At 64.8% G+C, this 14,952-nt stretch carries 13 protein-coding genes; 4 read left to right on the top strand and 9 right to left on the bottom strand.

All coding sequences use genetic code 11. The features are described 5' to 3' along the window. Positions 1 to 61 precede the first annotated feature (61 nt). Entirely contained in the window at positions 62 to 721 is a 660-nt protein-coding gene (locus tag AC0L2H_RS27365; RefSeq protein ID WP_473593143.1) for a GntR family transcriptional regulator, read from the top strand. A gap of 365 nt (positions 722 to 1,086) precedes the next feature. Here AC0L2H_RS27365 and AC0L2H_RS27370 read toward each other — a convergent pair whose 3' ends face one another. Continuing rightward, positions 1,087 to 2,583, bottom strand: coding sequence for a CoA-acylating methylmalonate-semialdehyde dehydrogenase (locus AC0L2H_RS27370; RefSeq protein ID WP_473593144.1), 1,497 nt, complete (start codon positions 2,581 to 2,583; stop codon positions 1,087 to 1,089). A 374-nt stretch (positions 2,584 to 2,957) separates the two neighbouring features. Here AC0L2H_RS27370 and AC0L2H_RS27375 point away from each other — a divergent pair, with 374 nt between their 5' ends. The 3 genes from AC0L2H_RS27375 to AC0L2H_RS27385 all read left to right on the top strand — a co-directional run bounded on the left by AC0L2H_RS27375 (position 2,958) and on the right by AC0L2H_RS27385 (position 6,595). Further along, the gene (locus tag AC0L2H_RS27375) at positions 2,958 to 3,839 is read left to right on the top strand and encodes a LysR family transcriptional regulator (RefSeq protein ID WP_473593145.1); all 882 of its coding nucleotides are present in this window, start codon (positions 2,958 to 2,960) and stop codon (positions 3,837 to 3,839) included. Between the two features lie 168 nt (positions 3,840 to 4,007). Beyond that, positions 4,008 to 4,445 carry a hypothetical protein gene (locus AC0L2H_RS27380; protein WP_473593146.1) on the top strand — a complete coding sequence of 146 codons (438 nt, stop codon included), beginning with the start codon at positions 4,008 to 4,010 and terminating at the stop codon, positions 4,443 to 4,445. Further along, complete coding sequence (locus AC0L2H_RS27385; RefSeq protein WP_473593147.1) at positions 4,442 to 6,595, top strand: phospholipase D-like domain-containing protein; 2,154 nt, start codon at positions 4,442 to 4,444, stop codon at positions 6,593 to 6,595. The genes AC0L2H_RS27380 and AC0L2H_RS27385 overlap by 4 nt, the downstream gene beginning before the upstream one ends. 6 nt (positions 6,596 to 6,601) lie before the next feature. On the opposite strand, the gene AC0L2H_RS27390 is transcribed toward AC0L2H_RS27385, so the two are convergent. The 8 genes from AC0L2H_RS27390 to rsfS all read right to left on the bottom strand — a co-directional run bounded on the left by AC0L2H_RS27390 (position 6,602) and on the right by rsfS (position 14,912). Continuing rightward, positions 6,602 to 7,930 (bottom strand): D-amino acid dehydrogenase, encoded by a 1,329-nt coding sequence (locus AC0L2H_RS27390; RefSeq protein ID WP_473593175.1) that lies wholly within the window; start codon positions 7,928 to 7,930, stop codon positions 6,602 to 6,604. Positions 7,931 to 7,960: 30 nt separating this feature from the next. Further along, positions 7,961 to 9,112, bottom strand: coding sequence for an alanine racemase (gene alr / locus AC0L2H_RS27395; RefSeq protein WP_473593148.1), 1,152 nt, complete (start codon positions 9,110 to 9,112; stop codon positions 7,961 to 7,963). Positions 9,113 to 9,197: 85 nt separating this feature from the next. Then, the gene (locus tag AC0L2H_RS27400; RefSeq protein ID WP_473593149.1) at positions 9,198 to 9,719 is read right to left on the bottom strand and encodes an RNA pyrophosphohydrolase; all 522 of its coding nucleotides are present in this window, start codon (positions 9,717 to 9,719) and stop codon (positions 9,198 to 9,200) included. A 2-nt stretch (positions 9,720 to 9,721) separates the two neighbouring features. Next, positions 9,722 to 10,891, bottom strand: coding sequence for a divergent polysaccharide deacetylase family protein (locus AC0L2H_RS27405; protein WP_473593150.1), 1,170 nt, complete (start codon positions 10,889 to 10,891; stop codon positions 9,722 to 9,724). Positions 10,892 to 11,119: 228 nt separating this feature from the next. Next, positions 11,120 to 12,445 carry a S41 family peptidase gene (locus AC0L2H_RS27410; RefSeq protein WP_473593151.1) on the bottom strand — a complete coding sequence of 442 codons (1,326 nt, stop codon included), beginning with the start codon at positions 12,443 to 12,445 and terminating at the stop codon, positions 11,120 to 11,122. Position 12,446: 1 nt separating this feature from the next. Continuing rightward, positions 12,447 to 13,775, bottom strand: a complete 1,329-nt coding sequence (locus tag AC0L2H_RS27415) for a murein hydrolase activator EnvC family protein (protein ID WP_473593152.1) — start codon at positions 13,773 to 13,775, stop codon at positions 12,447 to 12,449. A gap of 171 nt (positions 13,776 to 13,946) precedes the next feature. After that, on the bottom strand, positions 13,947 to 14,429 hold the full coding sequence (gene rlmH / locus AC0L2H_RS27420; protein WP_473593153.1) for a 23S rRNA (pseudouridine(1915)-N(3))-methyltransferase RlmH: 483 nt from the start codon (positions 14,427 to 14,429) through the stop codon (positions 13,947 to 13,949). Positions 14,430 to 14,534: 105 nt separating this feature from the next. Beyond that, complete coding sequence (gene rsfS, locus AC0L2H_RS27425; protein ID WP_023678068.1) at positions 14,535 to 14,912, bottom strand: ribosome silencing factor; 378 nt, start codon at positions 14,910 to 14,912, stop codon at positions 14,535 to 14,537. Positions 14,913 to 14,952 lie beyond the last annotated feature (40 nt).

Here is a 14,952-nt window from a genome sequence, read left to right on the forward strand (position 1 = left end):
AGGAAAATCTCTGTCAACACGGAATCTGCCATGATATATGCAAAATATATCAGGAGGCACGATGGCCCTGTTGGAAGATATATCTCGTTCCGAGCCGGTGGCGGTAAAGGCCTACCGCGTGCTCGAGCACATGATCGTCACGCTCGAACTGGCGCCTTCGAGCTTCGTCACCGAAGGCGCGCTGATCGACAGGCTCGGGCTTGGCCGCACGCCGGTGCGCGAGGCGATCCAGAGGCTGGCCTGGGAGGGGCTGCTCGACGTCCGTCCGCGCGCCGGCATCGCCATCGCACCGCTTCATCCTGGCGACTGGCTGCGCGTTCTCGATACGCGGCGGGGCGTCGAGGTGGTTCTGGCCCGCTCTGCCGCCCGCTTCGTCACCCGCGAGGCCGCCGACCTGTTTCACGACGCCGCGCTCGCCATGCAGAGGGCGGTCATCTCAGGCAATGTGCTGGCCTTCATCCAGGCCGACAAGGCGCTCGACGAGGCGCTTGCATTGGCCGCCGACAACCCTTTCGCCGCACGGCTGGCGGCGCCCTTGCAGACCCACAGCCGCCGCTTCTGGTTCCGCTACAAGGCCGACACCGGGCTCGCCGAATCAGCCGAGCATCACGTCGCGCTGATCCGCTCGATTCTCGCCGGCGACGAGGAGACCGCCGCCAAGGACGCCAAGCGCCTGATGGCGCTGCTGCGCGGCCATGCCGAAGCTGCCGCCACAAGGTAACGCGGAAAATGAAGAGGGCGCGACCAAGCCGCGCCCTATTGCCTGTCATAGATGCCCGAATTCAGTTCATCGTCGGGATGACGAATTCCGCGCCGTCCTTGACGCCTGCCCGCGCGCGCGCAGCCGCCTCGCGGCGAGGACGCGCAAGCAAGGAATCGGCCGGCTAATTCATTGTCGGGATGACGAATTCGGCACCGTCCTTGATGCCTGCCCGCGCCCGCAGCCGCCTCGCGGCGAGGACGCGCAAGCAAGGAATCGTCCGGCTAATTCATCGTCGGGATGACGAATTCCGCGCCGTCCTTGACGCCTGCCCGCGCGCCCGCAGCCGCCTCGCGGCGAGGACGCGCAAGCAAAGAATCGTCCGGCTAATTCATCGTCGGGATGACGAATTCGGCACCGTCCTTGACGCCGGACGGCCAGCGCGAGGTCACCGTCTTGGTCTTGGTATAGAAGCGGAACGCGTCCGGTCCGTGCTGATTGAGGTCGCCGAAGGAAGACGCCTTCCAGCCGCCGAAGGTGTAATAGGCGATCGGCACCGGGATCGGCACGTTGACGCCCACCATGCCGACCTGGACTCGCGAGGCGAAGTCCCTAGCCGCGTCGCCGTCGCGGGTGAAGATGGCGACGCCATTGCCCATCTCATGGTCGTTGGCGAGCCTGATGGCGTTCTCATAGGTCGGCGCGCGCACCACCGAGAGCACCGGCCCGAAGATCTCTTCCTTGTAGATGCGCATGTCCGACGTCACGTTGTCGAACAGGCAGCCGCCCATGTAGTAGCCCTTCTCGTAGCCTTGCATCGAGAAGCCGCGGCCGTCGACCACCAGCTTGGCGCCTTCCCTAACGCCGGTGTCGACATAACCCTTGACCCGCTCCAGCGCCTGCGCCGTCACCAGCGGACCGAAATCGGCCGAGGAATCGGTCGAAGGACCGACCTTCAGGCTCTCGACACGCGGGATCAGCTTTTCCATCAGCCGGTTGGCGGTGTCGTTGCCGACCGGGACAGCCACCGAGATCGCCATGCAGCGCTCGCCGGCCGAGCCGTAGCCGGCGCCGATCAGCGCGTCAACGGTCTGGTCCATGTCGGCGTCGGGCATGATGATCATGTGGTTCTTGGCGCCGCCGAAACACTGCACGCGCTTGCCCGATGCGGTGCCGCGCGAATAGATGTAGTGAGCGATCGGCGTCGAGCCGACGAAGCCGATGGCCTTGATATCAGGATCGTCGAGGATGGCGTCGACCACGTCCTTGTCGCCATTGACGACGTTGAGGATGCCCGCCGGCAGGCCGGCCTCGATGAACAGTTCGGCAATGCGCATCGGCACGCCCGGATCGCGCTCGGAAGGCTTCAGGATGAAGGCATTGCCGCAGGCGATGGCCGGCGCGATCTTCCACAGCGGGATCATCGCCGGGAAATTGAACGGCGTGATGCCGGCGACGACGCCGAGCGGCTGGCGCATCGAATAGACGTCGATGCCGGGACCGGCGCCGTCGGTGAATTCGCCCTTCATCATATGCGGGGCGCCGATGCAGACCTCGACCACTTCGAGGCCACGCTGGATGTCGCCCTTGGCGTCGGCGATGGTCTTGCCGTGTTCGCGCGCCAGGATGTCGGCCAGTTCGTCATAGTCCCTGGCGACCAGTTCGAGGAACTTCATCAAGACGCGCACGCGCCGTTGCGGGTTGGTCGCCGCCCAGCCGGGCTGCGCCGCCTTGGCATTTTCCACCGCTGCGCGCAGCTCCGCCTGCGAAGCCAGCGCCACCGTGCCGCGCACCGAGCCGTCCATCGGCTGCATGACGTCCTGCTTGCGGCCGCTGGTTCCGGCGACACGCTTGCCGCCGATGAAATGACCGTATTCGATCATGGTTTCTCTCCCTGGATTTGTGATGGGTCATTGTCCGCCTTTGCGCGGCCGATGGCAACGCGATGGAGAACGCAACCGTTGTGCAGAAAATAGATAGCAATTGACGGCTGTGCATCAATTCTCGCAAATAGCAGATGTGGTTGCAGATACATGGATTGAGAGATTGAGTTCCTTCACCGCCCCCCTCTGTCCTGCCGGACATCTCCCCCTCAAGGGGGGAGATTGGCTGTCACGCCCGCCTTCGCAAATCTTCACCCCAGCAAGAGAACCGCCTGCGGCGAAGCTTTCAATCTCCCTCCTTGAGGGGGAGATGTCCGGCAGGACAGAGGGGGGTGCCGTAGAGCGCTGCCGTAATCCTCGTCGGGACCATCCCCATGAACTGGGATGACGTCCGCATTTTTCTCGCCGTGGCGCGTGCCGGCCAGATCCTCGGCGCGGCGCGACGGCTGGAACTCAACCACGCCACCGTCTCGCGCCGCATCGCCGCGCTAGAGGATGCGCTGAGGACGAAACTCTTTCGCCGGCTTACCACCGGCAGTGAGCTGACGCCAGCGGGCGAACGCTTCCTCGAAATCGCCGAGCGTATGGAGGGCGACATGATCGCCGCACGCTCCACGCTTGCCGGCGAAGGCGACGATGTCTCCGGCACCGTGCGCATCGGCGCGCCGGACGGTTTCGGCGTCGCCTTCCTGGCCAGGCATCTCGGCGCGCTGACGGCCCTGCACCGCGAACTCACCATCCAGCTGGTGCCGGTGCCGCGCTCGTTCTCGCTGTCCAGGCGCGAAGCCGACATCGCCATTACCGTCGAGCGGCCGACGGAAGGCAGGCTGGTGGCTGGAAAGCTGGTCGACTACACGCTCGGTCTGTTCGCGTCCCGCGCCTATGGCGAGGCGCACGGCTTGCCGCGGTCGCCCGCCGAACTCGGTCAGCACACGCTGATCGGCTATGTGCCGGACCTCATCGTCAGCCCCTCGCTAGACTATGCGGCCGAGTTCAGCGCCGAATGGCGCACCAGCTTCGCCATTTCCTCCGCGCTCGGACAGGCCGAAGCGGTGCGTTCCGGCGCAGGCATCGGCATCCTGCACACCTTCGTCGCCCGCTCGATGCCGGAACTGGTGCCCGTCGACATCGTCGCGCCCATCCGCCGCGCCTACTGGCTGGTCTATCACGAATCGGTGAGGCCGCTGCGGCGCGTGCAGATCGTCGCCAGCTTCATCACCAGGGCAGTGGAGAAGGAACGGGGATTGTTCGCGTGATGCATGTTGTCCAAAAGTGGCAACGGTTTCGGGACAACGACATGCATCAAAGCAACCGCGCCTTTTCCTCGCCATAAAGTCGGCGAGTGTGGCGATGCGCTGTTGCCGACGTCTTGTTGTGCCGCCGCGCCGGACAAGGCGTTTCTGGGGAAAGTTGCGCGGGTAGACATGCGAGCCGTTCTTGCAATCCTCCTGCTGGCGCTTTCCGCCTGCGCCAACCCATGGACGAAGGTACCGGAAGCGGAGCTGCCCAAGCCGGTCCGCTATGCCATGGCGCGTCCCTCGCCCTTTGTCTTCGGCAATTACTGCGGTCCCGGCACCCGCACCGGCGATTTGTCGGTCCGGCCGGTGGACCGCCTCGACGCCGCTTGCCAGATCCATGATGCCTGCTACATAGCCCGCCGCAACCACTGCGACTGCGACGGCGCTCTGGTCGCCTCGGCGAAGGCGATCCGCGACGACGAGATGGCGCCGCCAAAGATGCGCAGGCAGGCGGAACTTTTGATCGCCACCTTCGCGCTTCCCGTCTGCAAGGTCTTCCCGCAAGGGTTCATGCCGCCGCGCGATCCCGCTCAACTGAAGGCGATGAACGGAGCGACCGGGTGAGCCTGCGACGCGCCGGATCTATGGCGCTGGCGCTGGCCGCTCTTGCTGGCTGCGCCGGCCGGTCCGTCGGCAGCTGCGATGTCTTTTCCGGCGAAAGCGCCTGCGCTCGTCCCTCGCTGTCGGCCACGGCATCGAGTGCGAAGGTTGCAGCGGCCCGGTTTTTCGGCGACGCGGACGCAAACGACTACGAGAAACGCTTCCTGGCGCTGCTCGCCCACCACCAGCTCGGTGCGATGGACCGGGCGAACGGCACCGGCCCTTTCGGCCATGACCGCCACGACATTGCCAACACCGATTTCCAGGCAACCTACCGGACGCTGAAACGACTGGCCAAGCCGATCGCCACGGGCCAGGTGCCGCCGTCGAACGGAAGAAAGGGCGAGAGCCGTTTCGACGGGCGCTGGCGGGTGTCGCGGCAGACGCTTTATATCGACGCGGCGGCGCGTCCGTCCGGGGCCAAGACATTCAGCTTTTCCGGCGTACAAGCACGCTCGGTCGAGATCTTGCTGCGCCAGGCGGGCAGCGAGCCGGTCGACATCGGCAGCGCCTGCGACGGCATGCTGGCGGTCCGGCAGGCCGGCAGCACACGCAGCGTTCCGGCAGGTGCGGCGTTTCGCATCCATCTTACGAGCGCCGACACCTCGACCAGCCTGTTTCCAAGCGAGGCCCTGAACCGTTGCGATCTCGATATCAGCTCCAGCCTGGCCCCGGCTGGAGCTCCGCTCGCCATCTTGCGCGAAGAGGTCGCCGATCCGGCGCTCGCTGCCCTGGACAGCCGCTATGAGCGTTGTCCCCTTCCAGATCCGGCCGGCCTCGATGCGCTCGAGCGCGCCTTCTACGCCAGCCGCTGGCTGTCGCAGACCTGCACGCTGACACCCGGGAAGCCGCGCCTGCTGCGCAAGTCGCGCGACGGCTTCAATGCCAAGGTCGAAGCGCTGCTGGGCGTGCCGCTCCCCGACAGCGCATTCGACAAGGGCGATCCCGAACTGCCGCTCGATTTCTCCCACGCGCCAAAACTCAAGCTGATCTATTTGTCGTCGCTGGAGTTCAAGGCGGACTTTTCCGGCCGCATCATCGAGCGGCTGATCCGCCACCACGCAGCGCTTGGCGCCAAGGTGCGCATCATGGTGACCGACGTGCTGGAGCGCGACAAGGACGACGCCATGCTGCACCGGCTGGCCGCCGAGTTTCCCAACGTCGAATTGCAGGAGTACCGCTGGCGAGCCGACCATGGCGCGCCGATCGACGAACAGCTGTCACAGCTGCACAAGACCCATCACGTCAAGATGCTGGCGACGCTGGCCGAGGATCCCCGCCGCTCGCGTGCTATCATCGGCGGCCGCAACATCCATGACGGCTTCCTGTTCCACAAGCCGGTCGACCTGTCGCGCTATCCCGATCTCCAGCAATATGGCAAGACCGACGGGCTGTCGCTGAACTACTATTCGAACTGGAGCGACTTCGACATCGAGATATCGGACCGGACCACGGTCGAGACGCTCGCCGCGCATCTGTCGACGCTGTGGCTGCGTGACGCCGATACCAACATTTCGCGACCCTTCTCCATTCCGGTCCGTTCGGATGGCCGGCGTCCGCCTGGCACGGCGCGGCATTTCATCTCCGTGCCCTATGCCGACGGCCACGCGCTGGAGAGCTACTTTGTCGAACTGATCGACGCGGCCCAACACCACATCGAGATCGTCAATCCCTATCTCAATCTGACGCCGAGCCTGGCTCAAGCCTTCGACCGGGCGCTGGCGCGCGGCGTCAGGATCGACATTATCGGCCGCATCGACCTCAAGGGCGATATAGGCGGCAAGTTCCTCACCGCGCTCAACAAGCTGTTCGTCGAGAAATATGGCGACCGCATCGACATCCGCGAGTTCAAGGCGCCTGACGTCGTGCTGCATTCCAAGATCATGATGATCGATAAAAGGCTGGTGACGATCTCGTCGGTCAACCTCAACAACCGCAGCTTCTTCCACGATTCCGAGAACGGCATGATGGTGCTCGACCCCGCCTTCTACGCCAGGATGAAGCCTATCTATGACGACTATGTCGCCCATTCGAACCCGGTCGCCACCAATGTGACGGTGCCCTGGGCCTACCGGCTGCTGTTCTCGGGCGGCTGGGTGAAGGAAGCTTTCTAGCCTCGCCTACTTCAAATACCGCTCTGGCCCGAGATCGCGCACATTGATGTCGGGCACGCGGCTGGAGACGATGTCGGCCAGCACCTTGGCCGAGCCGCAGGCCATGGTCCAGCCGAGCGTGCCGTGGCCGGTGTTAAGATAGAGGTTGGAAAACTCGGTGCGGCCGATCAGCGGCGGCCCGTCCGGTGTCATCGGCCGCAGCCCGCACCAGAAGGTTGCCGCGCGCATGTCGCCGCTACCTGGAAAAAGGTCACCGACCGAGTGTTCGAGCGTGCGCCGCCGCGATTCATGCAGTTCGAGGTCGAAGCCGGAAATTTCAGCCGTGCCGCCGACCCTGATGCGGTCGCCGAGCCTGGTGATCGCCACCTTGTAGGTTTCGTCCATCACCGTCGACACCGGCGCGGCGGCGGCGTCCTTGACCGGCACTGTGATCGAATAACCCTTGACCGGGTAGACCGGGATCGGCCGCCTCAGCATGCGCATGAACCTGGCCGAATAGCTGCCCATCGCCATCACATAGGCGTCCGCGGCCTTCCAGCCCTTGCTTGTGTTGATGTTGGCGATGCGGTTGCGGTTCCTGATGATGCGCCTGATCAAGACGTCGTATTCGAAGGTGACGCCGCGTGCCGCGCAGAGCTCGGCCAGACGATCGGTGAACATCTTGCAGTCGCCGGTTTCGTCGCCGGGCAACCGCAGGCCGCCGACGAATTTTTCGCGTACCCCCGCCAACCCCGGCTCGGCCGCGATGCAGCCGTCGGGATCGAGTATCTCGTAGGGAACGCCGTAGCTCTTCAGCACTTCGACATCGCCTGATGTGCCGTCGAGCTGCTGTTGCGTGCGGAACAGTTGCAGCGTCCCCTTGGCGCGCTCGTCATAGGCGATGCCGGTCGCCTCGCGCAGCGCCTTCAGCGTATCGCGGCTATATTCCGCCAGCGGCACCATGCGCGCCTTGTTCAGCGCATAGCGTTCGGTGGTGCAGTTGCGCAGCATCTTGACCAGCCATATCCACATATACGGGTCGAGCGTCGGCCGCACCACCAGCGGACCGTGCTTCATCAAGAGCCATTTGACCGCCTTCAGCGGAACGCCGGGGCCGGCCCATGGCGAGGCGTAGCCCGGCGAGATCTCGCCGGCATTGGCGAAGCTGGTTTCCAGCGCCGGGCCTTTCTGGCGGTCGATCACCGTCACCTGATGGCCGGCCTCGGCCAGAAAATAGGCAGTTGTGACCCCTATCACGCCACCGCCCAGCACGAAGATCTTCATCGCATAACTCTCCGCAACGACATTCTGTCCGGGTTTGAGGCGCGGGCCATCATCATGTTCTGTCTGCCGGATTTTACCGCGCCCGCCAAGAGGGTGGCTTGTCTAACCGTTCACGTAGCGCCGGTGAAAGCGATGGCCGAGGCTGGTCAGGATTTCGTAGCCGATGGTGCCGGCATGGCCGGCCGCCTGGTCCACCGTCTGCGATGGCCCGATCAGTTCGACGAGATCGCCCGCCTTCAGCCTGCCGGGCGGCAGCGCCGAAATGTCGAGGATGATCGAATCCATCGACACGCGTCCGACGAAGGGCAGTCGCACGCCTTCGAACCAGGCGGCTGAGGCGGCGCGTCGATGCCAGCCGTCGGCATAGCCGAATGAGATCGTCGCGGCAGCCAGCGGAATCGGCGTATGGAAAGTATGGCCATAGCCGACACCGGCGCCGGCCTCCAGCATTCGCGTCTGGATGACCTTGGCCTCCAACCGGACCACCGGCAGCAGCGGGTTCGGTTCGGCCGGCGTCGGATTGATGCCGTAGAGCGCCGCACCGGGACGGGCGAGATCATAGAGAAAGCGCGGTCCAAGAAAGATGCCGGATGAGTTGGCGAGCGAAGCCGGCGCCTTCGGCAGTATCTTGCGCAGCCGCTCGAATTCCAGCCGCTGCCGCTCGTTGGCCGGCTGCGCTGGCTCGTCGGCGCAAGCCAGATGGCTCATCACCAAGGTCACGTCGATACCGTCGAAAGCCCATGGATCCCCGGCGACGGCCTCAACTTCCACTGCTGCCATGCCGAGCCGCGACATGCCGCTGTCGACCTGGATCGCCACGGGCAATTTCCGGCCGGCGCGGCGGGCAGCCGTGCGCCAGGCCGCCAGTTGCTCCACGCTATTGATGACGGCGATGAGTCCGGCTGCCTCCGCCTCCCCTTCCGCGCCGGGCGCTATGCCGTTCAGCACATGGATGGCGGGCACCGGGCCCAGCACGCGGCGCAGGGAGATCCCTTCGCTCAGAAGTGCGACAAAGAATATGTCGCAGCCTTCCCTGGCCAGCGCTGCCGCCACTTGCGCCGCGCCGAGCCCGTAACCGTCGGCCTTGACGACCCCTGCACAGCGAGCGCCGCCGAGCCGCGCCTTCAGCCGCCGGTAGTTCTCGCGGATCGCTCCGAGATCGATCGTCAGGATCGCGCCAGCCGCCGTCTCGCCGACATTGCCGCCTTCGGCGGCGGCGCCTTCCGGAACGGATTTTTTGAGGACGTCGTTCATGGCGACCTTCTCGCTGCGGACTGGCCATCAATAAGACCATGATGGCGATGCAGCAACCATCGCTGGCTCGGCAGATCGCAGGCAGCTACACGACCAGGTGCCGGAATGCCGTCACCACATCCTCATAAACCCTGCGCTTGAACGGCACGATCAGGTCGGGCAAGTCCGGCATCGGCCGCCACGCCCATTTGTCGAACTCGGCGGTGTGGCCGCCCGGCGGTGGATTGATCTGGATCTCGCTTGCGTCGCCATGGAAACGGAAGGCAAACCACTTTTGCGTCTGGCCGCGATATCGGCCCTTGAAGGCAACGCCGACCAGATGCGCCGGCAGGTCGTAATTAATCCAGTGCGGCGCCTCCGCCAGCAGCGAGACCGAGCGCATGCCGGTCTCTTCATACAGTTCCCGCTCCGCCGCCTGTAGCGGCTCCTCGCCCTTGTCGATGCCGCCTTGCGGCATCTGCCAGAGCTGCGTCGCGCCGGCAAATTCGCTGTCCGGTTCGGCAATGCGATGGCCGACCCACACCAGACCCGCGGAATTCAGGATCATCAGCCCGACGCAGGGGCGATAGGGCAGCGTCTCGGGATCGATCTTCTTTGCCTTCGCCATGCTCAACCTTTTTGCGGATCGATCGCCACTGCCGAAATCGGCACGATCTCGATGCCGCGCTTCCTGGCCTCGATCACCCAGGACGCCACCGTGTCGACCGTCAGGCCGAAGGCCGAGCCGATGCCGACTGCGGAGCCCTTGGCGCGGGCCGTAGCTTCGAGTTGGTCCAGCTTCTTGAGGATGGCGCCGCGGTCCTGCACTGCGTCGATCGCCGTGTCGCCCGCCACGAACGGCACGCCGTCCTTCAGCGCCAGTTCGGAGGCGAGGCTGCGTGCCGAGGAACCATCGTCGACATAGGCCAGGCCGCGCTTGCCGAGCTCGGCCATGAACGGACCCATCGCCGTCGCGTCGGCAGAAAAGCGCGCGCCCATATAGTTCATCACGCCGGTATAGTTGGTCGTCCGCGACAACGCCCAGCGCAGGCTCTTCAAATTCTCGTCCGGGCTCGCCGCGATCGTCAGCGTGTTGCGGCCGGGATTGACGTTGGGATAATCGAACGGCTCGAGCGGCACCTGCATGACGATCTCATGGCCGCTTTGCCGCGCCGCCTGCATCCAGCGGCCGATGCTGTTGCCTTGCGGCGCGAACGCCAGCGTCACCTCTGCCGGCAGCTTGGCGATGGCCGCCTGCGTGCCGGTCTGCGACACGGCGAGCCCGCCGATAACGATCGCCACGCGCGCGCCGCGCGCGCCGGACCACGGCCGCGCATAGACATCGAACGGCCGCCTGCCATCGGCGGCACGGACCGGCAACGGGCCGGTATCGCTGGCTTCGATCAGTGCCCGGTCGGGAAGATGGGCGATCTTCAGGTTCTGGCCGATGGCCGAAGGGTCGCGAATGACAATCGCAGCTTTAGGAGGAGCATCGCCCTCTTCGGTCTCGACATGGATGATCTGCGGGCCGCCGGTTTTAGGGGCTGCTTCCGCTTTCGGCGCCGCCGCTGGCTCGGTGGCCGGCGCGGCGGCGGTCGTCACCTTCGGCGTTGAAACCGCAACGACCTCCGGCTTTCGAAACGGCTTGTCGCGCAGCGCGATAGCGCCGGAGACGCCGATCACGGCCAGCACGACGAGCGCGGCCGCGACCGCGCGGGCGCTGATCCTGCTGCCGGCCGCGCGTGTCGGCCGGACGGCCAGTCCGAGCGGGCGTTCGATATCCTTGCCGATGTCAGCCAAGCCGCATCCCCAAGCGCGTGATCCGAAAAGTGAAACTCACTTTTCGTGTGAGATCCCGCGCGAAAATCCACATCGCTGGCGCATTACTCAGACGTATGGCGCGCTCCAGCCGCGGTGCCCCGAATCAAACTGCCGGAGCCTTGCGGCCCCGGCAGCATCGCATCGCTTCGATCAGGCGGCCATAGCTGTTTGCCCGGCCGATCGACCTTTACTGGTTCAACACGGACCCTACTGGTTCAATACAGCCTTGTCCGGATTCGGCGGGAACGCCGGATCGGTCTTTTCGCCGCGCAGAAGCTGCTCGGCATAGATGAGCTGCAGGTCGTCCTTCGGCTCCGGCGGCACATAGGCTGCCGAGCCCGAACCGGTCGTGCTTTCGTCGGCGCCCTTGATATGACCCTTGAGGTCCGATTCGCCGCGCGTCAGGTCCCTGCCCTGCAGTTCCGGCGGCAGCGGCTGGTCGACCTTGATGTCGGGCGTGATGCCCTTGCCCTGGATCGACTTGCCCGACGGCGTATAATAGAGCGCCGTCGTCAGGCGCAGCGCGCCGTTCTCGCCCAGCGGAATGATGGTCTGGACCGAGCCCTTGCCGAAGGATTGCGTGCCGACCACCGTGGCGCGACGCAGATCCTGCAGCGCACCTGCGACGATTTCGGACGCACTGGCCGAGCCGCCATTGACGAGCACGATCAGCGGCTTGCCGCCGATGTCGTCGCCCGGCCGGGCATCGAAGCGGGTGACGTCCTTCGGGTCGCGGCCCCGCGTCGAGACGATCTCGCCGCGGTCGAGGAAGGCGTCGGACACGCTCACCGCCTGGTCGAGCAGGCCACCCGGATTGAGCCTGAGATCGAGCACATAGCCCTTGAGCTTGTCGTTCGGCACCTGCTTCTTGATGGTCTCGATGGCGTTCTCGAGGTCGTCGTACGTTTTTTCGGTGAAGGAAGTGATCTTCATGTAGCCGATGTCGTTCTCGACCCGGAACTTGACCGCCTTGACCTTGATGATGTCGCGCACCACCGTCAGCTCGATCGGCTTGTCGGCGCCCTGGCGCAGGATGGTGAGCTTGATCGGCGTGTTGACCGGCCCACGCATCTTCTCGACCGCGTCGTTGAGGGTCAGGCCGCGAACCTCGTCGCCATCGATCTTGGCAATGTAGTCGCCGGCCAGCACGCCCGCCTTGGCGGCAGGTGTGTCGTCGATCGGCGTGATCACCTTGACCAGGTCGTTCTCCATGGTGACCTCGATGCCGAGGCCGCCGAACTCGCCCTTGGTCTGCACGCGCATGTCCTGCGCTTCTTCGGAATTCATGTAGGAAGAGTGCGGGTCGAGCGAGGTCAACATGCCGTTGATGGCGTTCTCGACCAGCGACTTGTCGTCGGGTGGCGTCACATATTGCGCCCGCACCCGCTCGAAGATGTCACCGAAGATCGCCAGTTGCTTGTAGGTCTCGGAGCCCGCAGCGTTCGCCGTCGAGCTTGGCGCACCATAGACCAGGCTCATCGCGGATGCGCCCATCAGCGCACCGGCAAACAGAAGCGACAGTTTCCGCATCATCTCACGTCCTTCCAGACAAACGGTCCGCCCACCATGGGGTCGGATCGACGGGTTTTCCATCCTTGCGGAACTCGACATAGAGCTCCGGCGTGGCATTTCCATTCTTCGAGGCCGAGGTGCTTGCCACCCGGGCCTCCCCCATCGCACCGACCGGCTCTCCTGCGAGCACCGACTGGCCAGACGCGACGCTGATTCTGCTCATCCCCGCCAGAACGACATGATAGCCGTCACCTGCGTTCAGGATCAAGAGTTGACCATAGGAGCGAAAAGGTCCCGCATAAAGCACATTTCCGTCCGCCGGCGCTGTGACGATGGCTCCCGATTGTGTCGCAACCATGTCGCCCAGCATCACCGCGCCGTTACCGTCATCGGCGCCGTAACGCCGCTTGATCTTGCCGATGACCGGCAGCGCGATCTGCCCCTGGAGCGCAGCAAACGGCGCTGCGGCTGTGAGCCGGTTGGCTTCCGGCACCGGCAGGGACGCCAGTTCCGGCTCTGCCGGGACCTTGTCGGCGTCGGCGGACTTCTGCTCGCCCGCCTTGGCTGCGTTCGCCGCCTTGCGCGCCTTGTCGGCCTCGAGCGACGCGATCAGTTCCTTCAGGCTGCCGGCCTTGGCCGCAAGTGCCTGGGATCGCTGCTTTTCGGCGGCCAGCGCCGTTTGCGTGTCGGCCTCGAGCTTCTGCTTGGCTTCGAGCAGCATGCTTAGCCGCTTCTTTTCCGCCGTTTGCTCGCCGACGGCCGCCGTCAACCGTGCCCGCTCCGCCTCGATCGAGGCCGTCACCCGCGATTGCTCCTTGAGGTCGGCCAGCAGGATCTCGGTCTGCTGGCGCAATTCCGGCACCACGGCGCCAAGCAGGATGGCGCTGCGCACCGACGACAGCGCGTCCTCCGGCTTGACCAGAATCGCCGGCGGCGGATTGAGCCCCATGCGCTGCAATGCGCCCAGCACCTCGGCCAGGACGTCGCGTCTAGCGGCCAGCGAGGCGCGGATCTTCTGCTCCTCGCCTTTCAGCCCTTCCAGCTTGGCGCCGATGTCCTCGATATCCTGGCCAAGCTTCTGCTCGGTCATCGCCGACTGGATCAGCGCCGCGGTGATCGAGGCATGATCTTTCTTGATCGTCGCTATGTCGGCGGCGAGCTTGGCCAGCCGCTCGGACGACAGCGTGATATCCTTCGACACCTGTTCGTATTCGGCCCGGCTTTTGTCCGGATCGGGCGCCGGGTCGAGCGTGTTCTCGGCCCCGGCGGCACTGAGCGACAGCACGAACGCCACCGCCGCAATGCCGCAGCCGTGCAGAATGCTCGCTCTCGATCGTCCAATTTCAGACATTGAAGCCCGACTCTATGCGTGGCTTCGTTAACGAACAATCAACCATGTTCGACAGGCCTGCCAGCGGCACACAACTTGCCGCTGCATTGGGGCGGAAATCCGGGCGGCACGCAGCATCCATCGGCTCGCCACCGGTTTCGACTAAAGCCGGTCATGGACGGGGATGGAAACTCACGACCGGTGATAGGGATGCCCGGACAGAATCGTGGCCGTCCGGTAAAGCTGCTCGCCCAGCATCACGCGGACCAATTGGTGCGGCCAGGTCAGCGACCCGAACGACACCACCAGCTCGGCCTGGTCGCGCAATGACTGGTCGTGGCCGTCGGCGCCGCCGATGGCGATGACCAGCGCCTTGCGCCCGCCATCGCGCAGCAGGCCGATGCGGCCGGCGAAATCCTCGGAGGAAAAATTGCTGCCGCGCTCGTCGAGCAGCAGCAGCGCGACGCTCGGCTGCAAATATGTCTGCAACCTCTGGCCTTCCTCGCGCCGCCGCTCGGTGGCGGTCTGAGCGCGGCCTTCCGCGATCTCGGCAATGCCGGCAAATTCGAGCCCCACAGTGGGGCCGCTTTTGGCGAAGCGCTCGAAATAGCGGTCGGCGAGCTGCTTCTCGGGGCCGGCTTTCATTCGGCCCACGGCATGAACTGATATCTTCATCCTACCTCAAGGAGCCGCTGATGCATGTCGCCTAAAGCGTGCCTTCGGGCTCTACCGAAAGTGCACGCCGGCTTGGCACAAGACATGGATCAAGACAAATACGGCTCAGTGCAAGGTCTCTTCCTCGAGGTCCGGCGCCTGCCACATCTTTTCGAGATTGTAGAAGTCGCGGACTTCGGGACGGAAGACATGGACGATGATGTCGCCCGAATCGATCAGGACCCAGTCGGCGCCTGCCAGCCCCTCGACGCGCGCCGTGCCGAGCCCGGCATCCTTGAGCGCCTTGAGGAGATGATCGGCGACTGCCGAGACATGACGGTGCGATCGGCCGGATGCGACGACCATATAGTCGCCGAGGCTCGATTTTCCCTGGATGTCGATTGAGACGATGTTTTCGGCCTTGGAGTCTTCCAGACTGGCAAGGACTGTCTTGATGGCGCGGGACACGGCGTCGTTTACGCTGATCCCGGCCGGCGAAGGCACGATATCGGCCCTCTTCCGCAGTGCTGTTCTCAGTGTATTT

It is taken from the genome of Mesorhizobium sp. WSM4871, from assembly GCF_055811295.1.